The 17,830-nt window shown below is 55.7% G+C and carries 19 protein-coding genes; 1 reads left to right on the forward strand and 18 read right to left on the reverse strand.

What is annotated here, in order from left to right:
* Nucleotides 1–5 precede the first annotated feature (5 nt).
* The 8 genes from OGV74_RS13245 to hinT all read right to left on the reverse strand — a co-directional run bounded on the left by OGV74_RS13245 (nt 6) and on the right by hinT (nt 6,051).
* Nucleotides 6–545: a glycine zipper 2TM domain-containing protein gene (locus OGV74_RS13245; protein ID WP_032936150.1), complete on the reverse strand. Its 540-nt coding sequence runs from the start codon at nt 543–545 to the stop codon at nt 6–8.
* A gap of 168 nt (nt 546–713) precedes the next feature.
* A complete protein-coding gene (ndh, locus tag OGV74_RS13250) occupies nt 714–2,018 on the reverse strand; it encodes an NADH-quinone dehydrogenase (RefSeq protein WP_003030815.1) in 1,305 nt (434 codons plus the stop codon).
* Nucleotides 2,019–2,254: 236 nt separating this feature from the next.
* Nucleotides 2,255–2,797 (reverse strand): alpha/beta hydrolase YcfP, encoded by a 543-nt coding sequence (ycfP, locus tag OGV74_RS13255; RefSeq protein ID WP_003030817.1) that lies wholly within the window; start codon nt 2,795–2,797, stop codon nt 2,255–2,257.
* Nucleotides 2,798–2,818: 21 nt separating this feature from the next.
* Nucleotides 2,819–3,844, reverse strand: coding sequence for a beta-N-acetylhexosaminidase (gene nagZ, locus OGV74_RS13260; RefSeq protein ID WP_003841848.1), 1,026 nt, complete (start codon nt 3,842–3,844; stop codon nt 2,819–2,821).
* A gap of 10 nt (nt 3,845–3,854) precedes the next feature.
* Nucleotides 3,855–4,679, reverse strand: coding sequence for a thiamine kinase (gene thiK / locus OGV74_RS13265; protein ID WP_003841846.1), 825 nt, complete (start codon nt 4,677–4,679; stop codon nt 3,855–3,857).
* Nucleotides 4,660–5,301 (reverse strand): penicillin-binding protein activator LpoB, encoded by a 642-nt coding sequence (gene lpoB, locus OGV74_RS13270; protein WP_003030820.1) that lies wholly within the window; start codon nt 5,299–5,301, stop codon nt 4,660–4,662. The genes thiK and lpoB overlap by 20 nt, the downstream gene beginning before the upstream one ends.
* 13 nt (nt 5,302–5,314) lie before the next feature.
* Nucleotides 5,315–5,689, reverse strand: coding sequence for a YcfL family putative periplasmic lipoprotein (locus tag OGV74_RS13275; RefSeq protein ID WP_003841845.1), 375 nt, complete (start codon nt 5,687–5,689; stop codon nt 5,315–5,317).
* Nucleotides 5,690–5,691: 2 nt separating this feature from the next.
* On the reverse strand, nt 5,692–6,051 hold the full coding sequence (gene hinT / locus OGV74_RS13280; RefSeq protein WP_003030826.1) for a purine nucleoside phosphoramidase: 360 nt from the start codon (nt 6,049–6,051) through the stop codon (nt 5,692–5,694).
* A 349-nt stretch (nt 6,052–6,400) separates the two neighbouring features.
* Here hinT and fhuE point away from each other — a divergent pair, with 349 nt between their 5' ends.
* Nucleotides 6,401–8,587, forward strand: coding sequence for a ferric-rhodotorulic acid/ferric-coprogen receptor FhuE (gene fhuE, locus OGV74_RS13285; RefSeq protein WP_086504276.1), 2,187 nt, complete (start codon nt 6,401–6,403; stop codon nt 8,585–8,587).
* Between the two features lie 22 nt (nt 8,588–8,609).
* Here fhuE and paaY read toward each other — a convergent pair whose 3' ends face one another.
* The 10 genes from paaY to paaD form a co-directional block, all read right to left on the reverse strand.
* Nucleotides 8,610–9,206, reverse strand: a complete 597-nt coding sequence (gene paaY / locus OGV74_RS13290; protein WP_086504277.1) for a phenylacetic acid degradation protein PaaY — start codon at nt 9,204–9,206, stop codon at nt 8,610–8,612.
* Nucleotides 9,207–9,217: 11 nt separating this feature from the next.
* Nucleotides 9,218–10,144: a phenylacetic acid degradation operon negative regulatory protein PaaX gene (gene paaX, locus OGV74_RS13295; RefSeq protein ID WP_161799265.1), complete on the reverse strand. Its 927-nt coding sequence runs from the start codon at nt 10,142–10,144 to the stop codon at nt 9,218–9,220.
* Nucleotides 10,145–10,302: 158 nt separating this feature from the next.
* Nucleotides 10,303–11,619 carry a phenylacetate--CoA ligase PaaK gene (gene paaK, locus OGV74_RS13300; protein ID WP_286520931.1) on the reverse strand — a complete coding sequence of 439 codons (1,317 nt, stop codon included), beginning with the start codon at nt 11,617–11,619 and terminating at the stop codon, nt 10,303–10,305.
* A gap of 28 nt (nt 11,620–11,647) precedes the next feature.
* On the reverse strand, nt 11,648–12,853 hold the full coding sequence (gene pcaF, locus OGV74_RS13305; protein ID WP_048219087.1) for a 3-oxoadipyl-CoA thiolase: 1,206 nt from the start codon (nt 12,851–12,853) through the stop codon (nt 11,648–11,650).
* Complete coding sequence (gene paaI, locus OGV74_RS13310; protein ID WP_048219088.1) at nt 12,853–13,275, reverse strand: hydroxyphenylacetyl-CoA thioesterase PaaI; 423 nt, start codon at nt 13,273–13,275, stop codon at nt 12,853–12,855. The genes pcaF and paaI overlap by 1 nt, the downstream gene beginning before the upstream one ends.
* Nucleotides 13,268–14,686 (reverse strand): 3-hydroxyacyl-CoA dehydrogenase, encoded by a 1,419-nt coding sequence (locus tag OGV74_RS13315; protein ID WP_286520934.1) that lies wholly within the window; start codon nt 14,684–14,686, stop codon nt 13,268–13,270. The genes paaI and OGV74_RS13315 overlap by 8 nt, the downstream gene beginning before the upstream one ends.
* A 3-nt stretch (nt 14,687–14,689) precedes the next feature.
* Nucleotides 14,690–15,478: a 2-(1,2-epoxy-1,2-dihydrophenyl)acetyl-CoA isomerase PaaG gene (gene paaG, locus OGV74_RS13320; protein ID WP_061547871.1), complete on the reverse strand. Its 789-nt coding sequence runs from the start codon at nt 15,476–15,478 to the stop codon at nt 14,690–14,692.
* Between the two features lie 2 nt (nt 15,479–15,480).
* Entirely contained in the window at nt 15,481–16,248 is a 768-nt protein-coding gene (paaF, locus tag OGV74_RS13325; RefSeq protein WP_086504278.1) for a 2,3-dehydroadipyl-CoA hydratase PaaF, read from the reverse strand.
* Nucleotides 16,245–17,315, reverse strand: coding sequence for a 1,2-phenylacetyl-CoA epoxidase subunit PaaE (gene paaE / locus OGV74_RS13330; RefSeq protein WP_003030840.1), 1,071 nt, complete (start codon nt 17,313–17,315; stop codon nt 16,245–16,247). Before paaE ends, paaF begins: the two co-directional genes overlap by 4 nt.
* 7 nt (nt 17,316–17,322) lie before the next feature.
* Complete coding sequence (paaD, locus tag OGV74_RS13335; protein WP_086504279.1) at nt 17,323–17,823, reverse strand: 1,2-phenylacetyl-CoA epoxidase subunit PaaD; 501 nt, start codon at nt 17,821–17,823, stop codon at nt 17,323–17,325.
* Nucleotides 17,824–17,830: the final 7 nt, after the last annotated feature.

Genomic DNA, 17,830 nt, shown 5'->3' on the forward strand with positions numbered 1-17,830 from the left:
CTATTTTACGCTTTGTTATTCAGTATCAACTGTCCGTTGTTATCCAACGGAATTTGCGCGCCGGGGTCCTTATCCATACGGATTTTCCCCTGCTGATCGCCAATTTTGTACGTCACGTCGTAGCCCAGCATCTTTTCAGATTTGTCATACACCGTTTTACAACGCTGCTGCGTGGTGGTGTAAGTATCGTTTTCCTGCATCGAACCCTGAATCTGATTACCTGCATAGCCGCCGCCTAAAGCCCCGGCCACGGTAGCAATATCTTTACCACGTCCGCCGCCAAACTGATGGCCAATAACGCCACCCGCAACCGCACCCAATACGGAACCCGCAATACGGTTTTCATCTTGTACCGGCTTACGGTGCGTGACAGTTACGTTCCGGCACTCCTGACGCGGTGTTTTTACCGACTCTTTAATCGGTGTTGCAGAGACAACTTGCGCATACTGTGGGCCACGCTCGAAAACATTCAGACTGGCCACTGCTGCAACACCCAGCGCAGCAGCTACGCCAATCCCTATACCCGCCAACATTGATTTATTCACGGGACTTCCTCCTTTTTTGCTATTAGCAACAACTTTGCAACAGAAGGTAAGGAATGCCAATCAGATTACGGATGAAAATAGCAGGATGAGGCACGAACGCAGGATGATTCGGAGAACTCTGAAGGAAGGCGCCGGATGCGTAAAATCATCCGGCGCCACAAGTCGATATTAATGCAGTTTCAGACGCGGGCGAATCACCCGGTTGATACTGCCGACCAGCATCATCAGGCCGGTTTTGAAGTAGCCGTGCAAAGCAATCTGGTGCATGCGGTACAGTGAGATGTATACAAAGCGCGCAATACGCCCTTCCACCATCATCGAACCACGAGTCAGGTTGCCCATCAGGCTACCCACGGTAGAAAAGTTAGAGAGCGAGACCAGAGAGCCGTGATCTTTGTACTGATACGCTTTCAGTGGCTTGCCGTTCATCTGTGCCAGAATATTGTTCATCGCACAGGTCGCCATCTGGTGTGCTGCCTGAGCGCGCGGAGGCACAAAACCCCCTTCCGGGCGCGCGCAGGAAGCGCAGTCACCAATCGCGTACACGTCAGGATCGCGCGTGCTCTGCAGAGTTGGCTCAACCACCAGTTGGTTAATACGGTTCGTTTCCAGACCGCCAATGTCTTTCATAAAGTCTGGCGCTTTGATACCCGCCGCCCACACCATCAGGTCGGCTTTAATGTATTCGCCATCTTTGGTGTGCAGTCCGCCTTCGTCAGCGCTGGTGACCATCGTCTGGGTCAGTACGCGTACGCCCAGTTTGGTTAACTCATTATGCGCAGCACCGGAAATACGCGGCGGCAACGCAGGCAGAATGCGCTCGCCAGCTTCCACCAGCGTAACGTTCAGCGCATCGTTGGTCAGCCCTTTGTAACCATAGCTGTGCAGCTGTTTTACCGCATTGTGCAGCTCAGCGGAGAGCTCAACCCCCGTCGCACCACCGCCCACAATGGCGATATTCACTTTTCCGTTAGCGCCCAGATTCGCGGAATACTTCAGGAACAGATTCAGCATCTCCTGGTGGAAACGACGCGCCTGATGCGGGTTATCGAGGAAAATGCAGTTTTCTTTCACGCCAGGAGTGTTGAAATCGTTGGAGGTACTGCCCAACGCCATCACCAGCGTGTCATACGGCACTTTACGCTCAGGAACCAGCAGATCCCCCTTCTCATCGCGCAGCTCAGCGAGAGTAATGGTCTTCGCTTCACGATCGATATCTATCACCGAACCTAACTGAAACTGGAAGCCATGGTTACGGGCATGTGCCAGATAGCTCAGCGCATCCACGCCTTCATCCAGTGAACCCGTCGCCACTTCATGCAGTAACGGTTTCCACAAATGACTGTGGTTTCTGTCTACCAGTGTGATTTTGGCCTTTTTCTTACGCCCGAGTTTTTTACCCAACTGCGTCGCCATTTCCAGTCCGCCAGCACCGCCGCCGACAATCACGATCCTTTTCAATGGTGTAGTCAACGTGACCCCCTCAAATTTATTAACCAATTGTTAATTAAAAGTTATTGATATAGCTCTTAATTAACAACAAGTTACAGTAATGAAAATGTTCTTCGAGAGTGAGAATAACACGAACGGTGCATTGGTCATACCAAAATTGATGTGTATCAAGTTTTGATGCTGAAAAGATAGACAACCGGAACTTTAAGAACAAAAAAACCAGCCCGATGGCTGGTTTTTTACGCACTCAATAAGGATTAACCTAACGTCTTGAACGCTTTGATGCGCTGCAAATGCGGAGAGATATTCTTAAACTTATGCGTCTGCTCTTCGTCCCAGACTATCTCGTAAAAGTGATGCAGCTCTTCCGACGAACGCTGGCTATTGAGCGCTTCATCATGACGCGACAGGATAACCAGACAGCGATCGCGATTCTTTTCGCGGAAATTGGTCACGCATTTTGTTGCGATGTCTGCATACTCCTCAGGTCTGTCAATTTTGCCTTCCATGTTCTCATACGGGAACAAGTTAGGATTAAACACTACCTGACGAATATCACACAGAAAACCAATCCGTTCAGCCCAATATCCCCCGAGCCCCACACCACAAATCAGCGGACGGTCATCCACATTCAGCTGTAGCATTTTGTCCACTTCTTTTAGCAGATGCTGCATATCATGTTTGGGATGCCGCGTACTATAGCTAATCAGCCTGACATCCGGGTCGATGAATTGCAGCTGCAACACCTTCTCATGGTTGCCCGGGCTGTTAGAGTCAAAACCGTGTAAATAGATAATCATCGCATCCTCGCCAAACTTGCGTTAATGACCTGCTTTCTCTTCCTGCCAGCGCTCATGAAGCTGGTTTAGCTGAGCGCTTACCGTCTTCCAGCGTGCCGAATCCATCAGTTCCTGACGTGAAAATGAACCTTTATGATACAAACGTGTAACACGTTCTGCATTGATCGGCGACAGATTATCTAACACACTGACCGCTCCCTTACGATTATTGCAGACCAGGATCATATCGCAACCTGCATCCAGCGATGCCTGTCCACGCTGGGCATAGCTTCCCATAATCGCCGCCCCTTCCATCGACAAATCGTCGGAGAAAATGACACCATCGAAGCCAAGCTCCTGGCGCAGCACCGTTTTCAGCCAGTGAGGTGAGCCACTCGCCGGACGCGGATCTACATCACTGTAGATGACATGCGCAGGCATAATGGCATCCAGTTTGTTCTCAGTAATCAACGTCTGGAACACGGACATATCTTTCGCACGAATCTCGGCTTCTGAGCGAGGATCGGTTGGGGTTTCTTTGTGTGAATCCGCCGTCACGGCCCCATGACCAGGGAAATGTTTACCGGTCGTTTTCATGCCTGCGGCATGCATACCGTCAATGAAGCGGGTCGCCATCGCCAATGCTTTTAGCGGATCGGCGTGGTAAGAACGCTCGCCGATTGCGGCGCTGATATGGCCCACATCCAGTACCGGTGCAAAGCTGATATCAATGTCCATCGCGATCATTTCGCTGGCCATCAACCATCCGGCGTCCTGAGCCAGTTTGCCGCCCTCTTCCAGACCGTGCAGCGCGGCAAACGATTGAGCCGCAGGCAGGCGAGTAAAGCCTTCTCGAAAACGCTGTACACGTCCGCCTTCCTGATCTACCGCCACCACCAGATGGTTACGTGACGCAGTCCGGATTTGTCGCACTAATTCACGCAGCTGTTCCGGGTCATGATAATTTCGGGTAAAGAGGATCAACCCACCTACCAGCGGATGCGCCAGAATCTCACGCTCTTCTGCGTCCAGCTCATACCCTTCGACATCCAACATTACTGGGCCCACACTGCTCTCCTTATCCTTTCATTGTTAGCTGCCGCCAGGTTTCATCGGCCAGCCTGATAAATTGTCTATCACCGGTTTGCCGCCAGCGATACTCAAACCACCCCGCCTTCAGCATCATTATCCAGGGTTGCCATTGTCTGACTTGTCGCCACAAAACGTCTGGCTCAATGTGCGCTCGTTGAGCGTAGGTGCTAACCAGCTGTTGGTGCTGGGATTCATCGCTGACCCATACCGCCGCCAGCTCCAGAGCAATATCACCGTCTCCGGCGTATTCCCAGTCAATCAGCCGCAGCCCTGAGGCTGTGCGTACGATGTTGTCACCGTGAACATCCATATGCAGCGGCCCCAGACGCAAAGGTCGAGGCTCACCTCGTTTCCTTAGCCGCTTCAGCGCGCGCAGCCAGCATGGTGTACGACGCGCCGGATCGCCACACTGCCAGTACTGTTCAAGTAGCGGCAGCAAGCTGATTCGCCAGCCCAATCGGGGTTGCTGGTGCAGATGATACAGTAAGCCTGCGAGTTCGTCGGCGTCCGGTAATCTGGATTCTACCTTACCGTGAAAAAACTCGACGGCCATCCACCCACGCGTATAAAAATGAGGACGTGGCGCAAGGTTTTCTGGCAGGTGTTTTAACGCATGATATTGGCGTAAGAAATGCGATTCCGGCGCATCAGGGTCGTGATGACAACGCAGTACCAGCCGGTGAGAATGATGCTCAATGATGCAGCTCCCGCCGCTCAGGCCAGTTTGGCTGGCTGCGACGGGATGATACTGCGGGAAATAGCGCGACAACACTTCGCCGCGCGTGAGTCTGTTATTGTTGCTGAACGGCACCTTTACCTGACCAGATTATCTCGCCAGTTTGTACCAGCATTAATTGCATTTGCAGCGCAGGCGAATTGACGTTGCCGGATGCACTGGAATAAAGCACATACTGCGCGCCAACGTTACGGGCGATACCAATCGCTTTACTGCGCGTTCCCAGGCTATCGTTCGGCGACAGACCTAACTGCTGCTTGGCGACTGCCAGTTGCTGAGCGGAAACCAGAGTAAACTTACCGTTATTCGCCAGAGCATTACGTAAGGTTTCGGTGGCTTCACCCGCGTTTAACGAGCCGTTGGTGCGGTTATTCACGCTATCAACCAGCAGAACGCCGCCCGCTTTTACGCCGTCAGCCTGCAGCATTTTTCCGACCATCGGCTGCATAGCCCCGTTCCAGTCATAATGACGTTGACGTGGCGTCGGCTGCGCCGTTTGGTCCTCGTGCTCAATCGGACCCGGCTGCTGCGGTATGGTTGGCACCGTTGGCACTACCGGCACCGGCTGTTGCGGCTGCACAGGCTGTTCCGGCACTGGCTTGACTTCCTCTACCGGTGCGGGCTCTCGTTGCACCACACAGCCAGAGAGAAACATCGCCAGCGCGGCAACCAGTGCGTAGCGATTCATTTTGATCATCAAGATTCACCCCTTACAAATAAAGATAAAGTCTAACCTTGTGCGCCCCCAGAAAATTGGCGCTGCCGTACAGCGTCACCGACGAATGCGCCGGAATAGTCACGCTGCGCGGCGCTTCCAGAGGATGCATTTCCAGTCCTCTGGCGTCATACCAGTAAAACCGATAATGAACGGTGACGGATTCTTGTCTTTCGTTATAGAGTCGCGAGGATGCCGAGGCCTGAATATCAGACGTGGTTAACGTGGGCTGTTCTGCTGTTATACCTGCCGCCAGAATCGTTGACTCCATCACCAGCGACTGTTCATCACTTACCGGAATTTCTGGGTGTGTTCGACAACCCGCCAGTAGCAGCAAGCCCAGTGAAAGTGCAATGCATCCTCTGATCATGCCTACAGACCTTTATGCGCGAGCATTGGGCCAAGCGCACGGCCACCCAGCAGATGCATATGAATGTGATACACCTCCTGACCCCCGTGGCGGTTGGTGTTCATGATTAAGCGGTACCCATCTGCAGCAATGCCTTCCTGCTCAGCAATTTTCGCTGCAACGGTGATCATGCGGCCCAATGCCTGTTCATGTTCAGCCGTCACATCGTTGACGGTTGGGATCAGGATGTTAGGAATGATCAGAATATGCGTAGGTGCCTGAGGGGAAATATCACGAAACGCAGTGACCAGTTCATCCTGGTATACGATATCCGACGGAATTTCACGACGGATAATTTTGCTGAATATAGTTTCTTCTGCCACGACGTTTTCCTTTTTCATTAACAGCCCAAGCGTTTTGCCATGCTACGCCGGGTAACTCTGCGAGTATAGAGTATGAGCGAGTTACTCACGCTCTTTCAACTTTAACCCTCGATTTTTTAAGCGAAAACCCCGGTCAATGCTGCTCTTATAACCATTTCCCAGCGCTATTGCTCAAGCATAGTACTGAAACAATATTTCATTTATGTCGTAGCATCCGTTTACACATTAAGTACTAATGCGTATATTTCGCATTTGTATTTACATGCGCATTTAATAATTTACAACCAAAGGGCTCATCACAACTACCGGTGATTCGAACTTAATATTAATAATTATCAAGGACTTTTCGATGTCTTTCACAACACTCAACGGGAATATTCAACGCCAACCGGGGCTTGCCCCTTCTGCGCTGGCAGCCTGCATCACGCTTGCGCTTTTACCTTCCACCAGCCTCGCAGCCCCTGCTGAAGAGACAGTGATCGTGGAGGGTTCTGCTCCAGCCGCATCCAGCGACGAACAGGATTACAGCGTTAAATCGACAACCGCGGGCACAAAAATGCAGATGACACAGCGCGATATTCCGCAATCGGTCAGCATTGTCAGCCAGCAGCGCATGGAAGATCAGCAGTTGCAAACGCTGGGCGATGTGATGGACAACACGTTGGGGATAAGCAAAAGCCAGGCGGATTCCGATCGCAGCAGCTATTACTCGCGCGGATTTCAGATTGATAACTATATGGTCGATGGGATCCCGACCTATTTTGAATCCCGCTGGAATCTCGGTGACGCCCTTTCCGACACCGCCCTTTTTGAGCGTGTCGAAGTGGTCCGTGGTGCAAACGGACTGATGACCGGGACGGGTAACCCTTCAGCCTCCATTAACATGATCCGTAAGCATGCCACCAGCCGCGAGTTCACCGGTAATGTTTCTGCAGAATATGGCAGTTGGAACAAACAACGCTATGTGACCGATCTGCAAAGCCCGCTTACGGCAGACGGCAATGTGCGCGGTCGCATCGTGGCGGGTTACCAGAATAACGACTCCTGGCTTGATCGCTACAATAGCGAAAAAATGTTCTTCTCCGGGATTGTCGATGCCGATTTGGGTGACACCACCAGCCTGTCTGCAGGTTATGAATACCAGCGCATTGATATCAACAGCCCAACCTGGGGTGGATTACCGCGCTGGAATACCGATGGCAGTAAAAACAGCTATGACCGTTCGCGCAGCACTGCGCCGGACTGGGCTTACAACGATAAAGACTTCAACAAAGTGTTTGTCACCATCAAACAACGTTTTGCCGATACCTGGCAGGCGACCATGAACGCCACCCACTCCGAGGTCAAGTTCGACAGTAAAATGATGTACGTCGATGCCTATGTTAATAAGGCCGACGGCACGCTGATTGGCCCATATGGCAACTATGATCCGGGATATGACTACGTCGGAGGAACCGGCTGGAACAGCGGCAAACGTAAAGTGGATGCTGTCGATCTATTTGCCGACGGCGGTTACGATCTGTTTGGTCGTCAGCATAACCTGATGCTGGGCGGCAGCTACAGTAAACAGAATAACCGTTATGAAAGCTCGTGGGCGAACGTTTTCCCCAACGAAATCGGCAGCTTCTATACCTACGATGGTAACTTCCCGGAAACCAACTGGAACCCGCAGTCATTGGCTCAGGACGATACCACGCACATGAAATCGCTGTACGCCGCAACGCGTATTTCGCTGGTCGACCCACTGCATTTGATTGTCGGCGCGCGTTATACCAACTGGCGTATCGACACCCTGATCTACAGTATGGAGCAAAACCACACCACCCCGTACGCGGGCCTGGTGTATGACATTGACGATAACTGGTCTACCTACGCCAGCTATACCTCAATCTTCCAGCCGCAGAACAAGCGCGACAGTTCCGGTAAATATCTCTCTCCGATTACCGGCAACAACTATGAGCTTGGCCTGAAGTCCGACTGGATGAACAGCCGTTTAACCACCACGCTCGCGGTGTTCCGCATTGAACAGGATAACGTAGCGCAATCAACCGGCGTGCCAATCGCCGGTAGCAATGGCGATACGGCCTTTAAAGCGATGGATGGTACAGTCAGCAAAGGGGTCGAATTCGAAATTAACGGTGCGATCACCGATAACTGGCAGATGACGTTTGGCGCGACACGCTATGTTGCTGAAGACAACGAAGGCAATGCTGTAAACCCTAACCTGCCACGGACCACGGTAAAACTGTTCACCCGTTATCGCCTGCCAGCCATGCCGGAACTGACCGTAGGCGGCGGAGTCAATTGGCAGAATCGTGTTTACAGCGATACGGTCACGCCTTATGGCACATTCCGCGCGGAACAGGGAAGCTACGCCCTGGTAGATTTGTTCACCCGTTACCAGGTAACAAAAAACTTCTCAGTGCAGGGTAACCTCAATAACCTGTTCGATAAAACCTACGACACGAATATCGACGGTTCTATCGTTTATGGTGAGCCGCGCAACGTCAGCATCACCGCAAGCTATCAGTTCTGACACCAGGTATTGCGTAGAATTGCTAACCCGCTGACTTAGGTTGCAAATTCTCATCAAACTCCAGCCGCTTTCTGTCGGGTTCTACCGCAGTCAGCGGCTTCACTTCTGCAAGCGTCTTCTGGCAGCGCTCAACCAGCACCTGATATTCGCGAGTGCCCTGTTTTTTCCACACCAGCTCCTGCTCAGTTAACATGCGAATCGCTTTCGCCGGGCTGCCGACAATCAGATGGTTGGCAGGCATCTCGGCGCGCGCTTTCACAAACGCCGAAGCACCAACGATACTGTTCTCACCAATGGTCGCGCCATCGATAATCACCGCGCTCATGCCGACCAGCGCGTTACGCCCTATCACACAGCCGTGCAGAATCGCTCCGTGGCCGATATGTCCGTCCTCTTCCACCACCGTATCCTGGCCGGGAAATCCGTGCATTACGCAGTTATCCTGGATATTCGCCCCATCTTTAACCACGATACGCCCAAAATCTCCGCGCAGGCTGGCATTGGGGCCAACATAAACACCTTTGCCGAGAATGACATCGCCAATCAGCACTGCGGTTGGGTGAACATAGCTTTCCGCAGGAACTACCGGGATCATCCCGTCAATCTGGTAAATCGGCATGGCTTCTCCTGTTACGCCTCGGCTAATCCGCCGAAGCGTTGATAATAGAGCGGCCCTGGCGCGGGTAGTTCCCCCACCGAGCTCTCGCCTTTTTCGCTGACGAAAACCTGGGCGCCGGGCGCAACACGTTGATAAATATTAATACACAGCTGACGCGCCGTCTGCCCTAGCCAGTGAGCAGGCAACAATTCTTCCGGCAGCAGCGGATCTTTGAGCACAACCCGACGATAAAGGTGAATGAGCAACAGGCGGATCTGGAAGCAGCGCTCTGGCGTAAGTTCGTCCGGCCCGACGTCACGCAGCAACGGTAACAACGGACGGAACAGAGTGATAAACGCCTCGTACATGGCATTTTGTTCGGTTAAGTGCCAGCACCCTTCTACCCGCTCACGCAGCGCGGCGCGGGAGAGCGCCAACGGCGAATGCGCCTCAAAAACGATGACGTTTTCCGCCACCCCAGCTTCATGGAGCAGCGACTGGACGTCCGCCAGCTTTTGCGATGGTGACGCCAGCAGACTCGGCGCCAGTACGCCAAAACCTTGCCATAACAGCTGCTTTTTAACTTCGGCGAGGGTGTTTTTTTCCAGCCCTTCGGAGAGCAGCAGCAGCCAGGTACCGTCCCACTCAGGGGCGCTGGCACGGTAGATTTTGCTCTCGGCGCGACGCGTCAAGCGTAGCCCTTTATCGCTCAGGCGGTAGAAACTGCGTCGGCCGATACGTACCACGTCCAGCCATTCTTCTTTATTAAGGCGAAACAGTGCGGTACGTACAAAACGCTCACCGAAGCCAAGCCCTTCCAGCAGCGCGGCAACACTACCCAACCAGACTTCTCCACCGCGTTGCGATAAACAGTCCCCGTAAAGCGAGGCGATAAGCGAGGTGCCGCTGACCGGCATTGCGGTTACCGCCTGCTGAATAAAACTATCGAGCTTTTCCATATGATTCATACTGTTGTCTTTTTTGTGCTTTTTGAATCATAGCACAGGAATAGATCAGCGATACGCCAGGAGTTTGTAGGCCGGATAAGGCAACGCCGCCATCCGGCAGCGTTGCGCCATTGTGCCTGATGGCGCTACGCTTATCAGGCCTACGAGACTTAGCCGTTGGCGGCAGCTTTACGCAGGTCAAACACGCGGCAGGCCTTGCCTTCGGAGCGTGGAATGCTGCCGCAATTGACGATGCTGACATCCGTTGAAATGCCGACCATCGACTTAATGCGATGACGCAGATGGTGGCAAATCTGGCAGCGCTGCTCGTGGCTTAGCACCAGGCTACTCTCTTTAAGCTCCACGCGTACCGAAAGTGAATCAAGATGGCCACGGCGATCCACTTCAAGCTGATAATGCGGGGCCAGATGATCAATCTTGAGGATCTCTTCTTCCACCTGAGACGGGAATACGTTGACGCCGCGAATAATCAGCATGTCATCGCTGCGCCCGCTAATGCGATCCATACGACGCATCGTGCGCGCGGTTCCCGGCAGCAGGCGCGTCAGGTCGCGGGTACGATAACGAATGACCGGCAGTGCTTCTTTCGTCAGCGTGGTGAACAGCAGTTCGCCGTGCTCACCGTCAGCCAGTGGCGTACCGTCATCCGGATTGACCACTTCCGGGAAGAAATGATCCTCCCAGATTGTCGGACCATCACCCGTTTCGATGCACTCCATCGCCACGCCCGGTCCCATCACTTCCGACAGGCCATAAATATCGAGCGCCGTAATACCGAGGCGACGTTCGATCTCCGCGCGCATCCCCGTTGCCCACGGCTCTGCGCCAAAGACACCGGTACGCAGCGAACAGCCGCGCGCGTCACCGCCCATCTGGCGCTCCAGCTCTTCAATCAGGTTCAGGCAGTAGGATGGCGTAACCATGATCATGTCGGGCTTAAAATCACGGATCAGCTGTGCCTGTTTCTCGGTCTGGCCGCCGGACATCGGGATCACCGTTGCCCCTAAGCGTTCCGCGCCGTAGTGTGCGCCCAGTCCGCCTGTGAAAAGGCCATAGCCATAAGCGACGTGGATTTTATCTTTCGCGGTACCGCCTGCGGCACGTAGCGAACGGGCGACGATGTTAGCCCAGGTATCGATATCATTTTGCGTATAGCCCACCACCGTCGGTTTACCCGTGGTACCGGATGACGCATGGATACGCACTACCTGCTCCATCGGTACCGCGAAGGTATCAAACGGATAGTTATCGCGCAGGTCCTGCTTGGTGGTGCACGGGAATTTGCTCAGGTCGCTCAGCTCACGGAAATCATCCGGGTGAACCCCCGCCGCATCAAATTTGCGGCGGTACATCGGCACGTTTTCATAGGCGTGTTTGAGCGTCCACTTCAGGCGCTCGGTCTGCAGAGCGACTAATTCGTCACGCGATGCGGTTTCAATTGGATCTAATTTTGTTGTAGTGGTCATGTTGTAGGGTACTCGCAGGTCAATTAGCTCACACTCGCTCAAGGATCATGGCAATGCCCTGACCCACGCCAATACACATCGTACACAGCGCATAGCGTCCATTGCGTCGTTCCAGCTCCAGCGTCGCGGCCAGCGCTAACCGCACACCGCTCATCCCCAGCGGGTGACCTAAAGCGATAGCCCCCCCATTGGGATTTACGTGTTCTGCATCATCTGCCAGTCCAAGCTGTCTCATCACTCCCAACGCCTGGGCGGCAAAGGCTTCATTCAGCTCAATTACATCCATATCGTTAATATTCAGCCCGGCGCGCTCCAGCACTTTACGCACCGCCGGAACCGGCCCAAGCCCCATGTACTTCGGCTCAACGCCCGCGGTCGCCATGGCGACGATGCGCGCACGTGGCGTTAAGCCCTGCGCGGCGGCCTGCTGCTGGCTTGCGATAATCAGCGCCGCAGCACCGTCATTGACACCGGAAGCATTGCCCGCCGTCACCACGCCGCCCTTGCGGAACGGGGTTTTCAGCGAGGCCAGTTGCTCCAAAGTGGTTTCTGCACGCGGATGTTCATCTTCACGCACCGCGCTGACCGCACCTTTCTTACCAATAATCTGCACCGGCACAATTTCCTGCGCCAGAATGCCGTCGCGCTGCGCTTTCGCCGTACGCTGTTGGCTGCGGTACGCAAAGGCGTCCTGGTCCCTTCGGCTTACATTTAACAATTCGGCTACATTCTCTGCCGTTTCCGGCATGCTGTCAGTACCAAATTGTTGCTGCATGAGCGGGTTCACAAAACGCCAGCCGATGGTGGTATCAAACATTTCCGCCTGACGCTGGTACGGCGCGGTGGCCTTGCCCATGACGAACGGCGCGCGGGACATGGACTCCACGCCACCGGCAATCATCAGGTCCGCATCACCCGCTTTAATGGCCCGCGCGGCAAAGCCAATTGCGTCCAGACCAGAGCCGCACAGGCGGTTAATGGTGGTACCGGACACGCCGTACGGATAACCCGCCAGCAGGGTCGCCATATGCGCCACGTTGCGGTTATCCTCGCCCGCCTGGTTGGCGCAACCGAAGATCACATCGTCAATAACGCTGGCATCCAGGTGTGGGTTGCGGTTGAGTAATTCACGCAATGGAATGGCCGCCAGATCGTCGGCACGCACGCCTGCCAGCGCCCCGCCGTAGCGACCAATCGGGGTACGAATACCGTCACAAATAAATGCGTCACGCATTAGACTTCTCCTGTAATCGTGCCGCCGATGCGGTGCGATTTTCCGCGAAACAGGGCAACGGTTTTTTGCTGTTGATTAACAATCTCAATGTCGTAAACGCCGGTCAGCTTGCCCTGCTGTTTCACCCGCGCGGTGGCGGTCAGCAGATCGCCAGTGAAGGCCGGGCGCAGGAAATCGATGCTCGCCGCCGACGCCACCGCCGCCAGCCCCTGGCTGTTACAGGCGTAGGCAAAGGCGGTGTCCGCGAGCGAAAACAGCTGCCCGCCGTGACAGGTCTGGAGGCCGTTGAGCATCGATGGCAGCACCGCCATCGTCATCTGCGCATAGCCTTCATCCATTTCGATAATCTCGATGCCCAGTGCGCGGGCGCAGGTATCTTTCTCGTACATGGCGCGGGCGTTGCGCCAGGCTTCATTACTCATGACGCATCTCCATCAGCGCTTTCTGGCGCAGCAGCGCACTTGGGCGATAGCGTTCTTCGCCGTAGTGCTGTTGTAGGTTTTCCAGCAGGCGCAGCACGCGCCCCCAGCCAAGCGATTCACCCCAGGCAATCGGGCCGCGTGGGTAGTTGACACCCAGCCGCATGGCGGTATCGATATCATCCGCGTTAGCAACGCCTTTTAGCACCGCATCCAGCGCTTCGTTCGCCAGCATCGCTACCGTGCGCCATACCAAAAGCCCTGGATAGTCGGCAATACGCAGCACTTTTTTGCCCTGCTGCTGGAAGTAGTACACCGCTTTGTCGGTTGCCGACTGTGGATTGGTTTGCGCGCTCGCCAGTACGACCGTGTCGCCCGCCGCATGGTCATAAACCACCACCGGGCGCTGATGCTGCACGCTTAAAGCCAACGCGGTTTCACCAGTGGTTTCCAGCAGCAGCACATCATCCAGTTCAGTGACAACGTCACACTTAATGTTTTTTGCTGCATTTTCAGGCACTACCGCTGCAACAGCCAGATCAGGCGATACTTCAACAGGCCAGCGATAGACGCCGTGTCCGCTCTTCTTACCCAGACGCCCCGCCAGAGCGAGCTCCTGTTGCAGCAAAGACGGCAGAAAGCGGCGATCCTGCCAGAAGGCGTTAAATACCGAACAGGTAACGGCAAAGTTGACGTCCTGACCGATAAGGTCGGTCAGCGCCAGCGGCCCCATAGGGAAACCGCCGCCGTCGCGTAGCGCCGCGTCAATCACTTCCGCGGATGCCACCTGCTCTTCCAGCGCGCGCCAGGCTTCGGCGTAGAACGGGCGCGCCACGCGGTTGACGATAAAGCCCGGCGTGGAGCGGCAGCGTACCGGCTGTTTGCCCCAGGCGCTCACGCACTGGCAAAGCTGCTCCACCACTTCCGTGGAGGTGGCAAGGCCGCTGATGACCTCGACCAGCTTCATCACCGGCGCCGGGTTAAAGAAATGCAGCCCCGCCACCCGTTCCGGGTGCTTAATGCCCGCCGCAATGGCGGTAATGGAGATAGACGAGGTATTACTGGTCAGCAGCGTCGACGGCGAGCAAATCTCTGCCAGCTCGCTGAACAGCGCCTTTTTAATCTCAAGACGTTCGGACGCGGCTTCAATTACTAACTGCGCATCGGCTAGCTGTGTTAATTCGGTTGCTGGCGTAATGCGTGCCAGCAGCGCCTGCGCCTGCTCGGCGCTGACTTTGCCGCGGCTAACGCGGGCGTTGAGGCGCTCGGCAATGCCGTCGATAGCGCGGGTAATCGCCTCAGACGAAATGTCATACAGCCGCACCGCGTGTCCGGCACTGGCCGCCACTTCGACGATCCCGGCCCCCATGGTGCCGCCGCCAATCACGGCGACGGTGTGAAGAGTCTGGCTCATGGCTTATTTCCCGCTGAACTGTGGCTGACGTTTGGCGAGGAAGGCGCTGACGCCTTCGCGATAGTCGTCGCTGCGACCGGCCATGCGCTGGTAGTCGCGCTCAAGCTCAAGCTGCTGATCCAGCGTATTGGTTTCGGAAAGCTGCAAAGCTTTCTTAATTAACCCCAGCCCATAGGTCGGCTGCGTAGCAAAATGACGCGCCATGGCTAACGCGGTGTCTTTCAGTTCAGCGTCATCCACCACCTGCCAGATCATCCCCCACTGCGCGGCCTGTTCGGCGCTGAGGTTATCGCCCAGCATCAGTAAACCTACGGCGCGAGCGCGGGTGGTCACACGGGGCAGCAGCCAGCTACCGCCGCAGTCCGGCACCAGGCCAAGCTTGCTGAAGGCCATCACAAACTTCGCCGAACGCGCGGCCAGCACGATATCGCAGCCCAGCGCTAACGTTGCACCCGCCCCGGCGGCCACGCCGTTAACGGCGCAGATAACCGGTTTTGGCAACGCGGCTAAACGACGCACCAGCGGGTTGTAAAAGCGTTCCACCGACATGCCCAGATCCGGCGCGGGGCCGCTTGGGTCAACGTTACGGTCATTCAGATCCTGTCCGGCGCAAAAACCGCGACCGGCACCGGTAATCAGCAGGCAGCGAATGGTGTCGTCACGTTCGGCCTGTTTCAGGCAGTCGGCGAGCTGCTGGTGCATCACGTCATTAAAGCTGTTGAGTCGGTCCGGGCGGTTCAGGGTGATGGTCATGACGCCCTGTTCCACTTCGCTGAGAATGAATGCGTCCACGATTAGCGTCCTTTAAATTCCGGGGTACGTTTTTCTAAAAAGGCGCTCACGCCTTCACGACGATCTTCGGTACCGCTGAGCAGCGTAAATAACTGACGTTCCTGCACAAGACCGGCCTGTAAGCCCACTTCATGCGCCAGACGCAGCGACTGTTTCGCCGCACGCAGCGCCAGCGGCGAGTGGCGAGCGATGTTTGCAGCCAGCTTCAGGGCATATTCATCAGAGAGGTTCGCCGGGTGAATGTCGCTCACCAGCCCAGCCTGCTGTGCGCGTTCGGCGTCAATGCTTTCGCCGCTCAGCACCATCCGGCTCGCCAGCGCTTTACCAACGCTGCGGATAAGCCGCTGCGTACCACCCGCCCCCGGCATGGTGCCGAGGGTAATCTCCGGCAGGCCAAAACGGGCGTTATGGCCGGCAATCACCAGATCACACAGCAGCGCCAGCTCGCAGCCCGCCCCCAGCGCATAGCCGTTCACCACCGCTATCAGCGGCTTGTTGAAGGCATCGATGCGCGCCCACAAACGAGGACGAATATCGTCGAAGGTGGCGGGCAAGTCTTTTTCCGCCATTTCGTTGAGATCGGCACCGGCAGCGAAATAGCACGGGTTACCGCTAATCACGCAGACGCTCACCGTCGGATCGGCCGCCGCGCTTTCCAGCGCTTCGGCAAGCAGCAATAGCAGCGTATTGTTCAGGGCATTACGCGCCTGCGGGCGGTTCAGCGTCAGCTGCAGTACGCGGTCATGACGGGTAATCAGCAGTTCGCTCATGCCGTCCCCCGTGCGTCAAAATCGACCACCACATCCGCGCTTTTGGGCAGCGCCTGGCAGCTCAGTACGTAACCCGCCGCCACCTCATCGGCTTCAAGGCTGTAGTTGGCGGCCATTGCCACTTCGCCCTGCACCACTTTGCATTTACAGGTGGCGCACACGCCGCCTTTACAGGCAAACGGCAGGTCTGCGCCCTGACGCAGCGCGGCATCAAGAATGCTGTCATCTTCGGCGTTCAGCGAAATCAGGCGATCGCGGCCGTCCTGACGAATAGTGACCGTGCGGCCTTCCGCCTGCACGCCGGTGGCGCGTTTCACGCTGGTACCCGGCGTATTGAAGCGTTCGAGGTGAATGGATTTTTCCGGCACGCCCAGTTCTCGCAGCGCCACTTCGGCTTCGTCCATCATCGCCGATGGGCCGCAGATAAACGCATCATCAAAACGGCTGAAATCAAGCAGCGTTTTGCCCAGCGCATGCAGCTTGTCGCCGTCAATGCGCCCTTGCAGCAGGTCGCTGTCCATCGACTCCTGACTGAACAGATGCACCACCTGCAAACGCTGCGGGTAGCGGTCTTTCAGGTCGGCCAGCGCCTGACGGAACATCATGCTGTGGCTGCTGCGGTTGCCGTAAATCAGGGTGAACTGACTGGCCGGTTCGGTCGCCAGCGTCGCTTCAATAATCGCCATCATCGGCGTAATGCCGGAACCGGCGGCAATCGCCAGATATTCCGCTTCACGCTCGGCCTGCGGCTGGTAGCCAAAGTGCCCCTGCGGCACCATCACCTCAAATTCCATACCCTGCTGAATATCGCTCTGGGCATAGCGGGAGAAACGGCCGCCGTCGATGGCTTTGACCGCCACGCTGATTTCTGACGGCGAACGGCTGCGGCAAATGGAGTAGCAGCGGCGTAACTCTTCCCCGCCCAGGCGGGTTTTCAGCGTCAGGTGCTGGCCCGGACAGAAGGCGTACACGCTACGCAGCGCGTCGGGAATGGCAAAGGTAATGGTGACCGAATCACGGGTTTCCGGCTCAACGTTTGCCACGGTAAGCGAATGAAATGTTGTCATCGCAGCCTCAAATACATTTAAAGTAATCAAAGGGTTCACGGCAGCTATCGCAGCGATACAGCCCTTTACAGGCCGTGGAACCGAATTCACTAATCAGTGAGCTGTGGGTGCTGCCGCAGCGTGGGCAGACCACATCCTTTGGCATCTCGCCGGCGTGGCAGGCATGGGCATGCGGCGGGCTGATACCATACTGGCGCAAACGCTCGCGGGCATCAGGGCTCATCCAGTCGGTGGTCCACGGCGGGTCGAGCTGTAGCACAATATGTACCGGCGTGTAGCCATGCGTGGTCATCACCGTACGAATCTCACCCAACAGGTGCTCGGTAGCCGGGCAGCCCGAGTAGGTTGGCGTAAAGCCAATCACCCAGCCGTCGCCGAGGCGTTCAACCCGGCGTACCATCCCCAAATCGGTAATGGTCAGCACCGGCACTTCCGGGTCGGGGATTGCGCTTAACAGTCCCCACACGGTGCGCACTTCGGCGGGCGCGATATCGGCAAGACGTTGCATAGCCACC

The organism is Citrobacter sp. Cf116 (assembly GCF_030336505.1).
Classification (GTDB): domain Bacteria; phylum Pseudomonadota; class Gammaproteobacteria; order Enterobacterales; family Enterobacteriaceae; genus Citrobacter; species Citrobacter freundii.

What these genes read in the sequence shown, in the direction of transcription:
- ycfP (WP_003030817.1), bottom strand. Translation starts at nt 2,797, where the DNA reads ATGATTATCTATTTACACGGTTTTGACTCTAACAGCCCGGGCAACCAT.
- lpoB (WP_003030820.1), bottom strand. Translation starts at nt 5,301, where the DNA reads ATGATCAAAATGAATCGCTACGCACTGGTTGCCGCGCTGGCGATGTTT.
- OGV74_RS13275 (WP_003841845.1), bottom strand. Translation starts at nt 5,689, where the DNA reads ATGATCAGAGGATGCATTGCACTTTCACTGGGCTTGCTGCTACTGGCG.
- fhuE (WP_086504276.1), top strand. Translation starts at nt 6,401, where the DNA reads ATGTCTTTCACAACACTCAACGGGAATATTCAACGCCAACCGGGGCTT.
- paaY (WP_086504277.1), bottom strand. Translation starts at nt 9,206, where the DNA reads ATGCCGATTTACCAGATTGACGGGATGATCCCGGTAGTTCCTGCGGAA.
- paaX (WP_161799265.1), bottom strand. Translation starts at nt 10,144, where the DNA reads ATGGAAAAGCTCGATAGTTTTATTCAGCAGGCGGTAACCGCAATGCCG.
- paaK (WP_286520931.1), bottom strand. Translation starts at nt 11,619, where the DNA reads ATGACCACTACAACAAAATTAGATCCAATTGAAACCGCATCGCGTGAC.
- pcaF (WP_048219087.1), bottom strand. Translation starts at nt 12,853, where the DNA reads ATGCGTGACGCATTTATTTGTGACGGTATTCGTACCCCGATTGGTCGC.
- paaI (WP_048219088.1), bottom strand. Translation starts at nt 13,275, where the DNA reads ATGAGTAATGAAGCCTGGCGCAACGCCCGCGCCATGTACGAGAAAGAT.
- OGV74_RS13315 (WP_286520934.1), bottom strand. Translation starts at nt 14,686, where the DNA reads ATGAGCCAGACTCTTCACACCGTCGCCGTGATTGGCGGCGGCACCATG.
- paaF (WP_086504278.1), bottom strand. Translation starts at nt 16,248, where the DNA reads ATGAGCGAACTGCTGATTACCCGTCATGACCGCGTACTGCAGCTGACG.
- paaE (WP_003030840.1), bottom strand. Translation starts at nt 17,315, where the DNA reads ATGACAACATTTCATTCGCTTACCGTGGCAAACGTTGAGCCGGAAACC.
- paaD (WP_086504279.1), bottom strand. Translation starts at nt 17,823, where the DNA reads ATGCAACGTCTTGCCGATATCGCGCCCGCCGAAGTGCGCACCGTGTGG.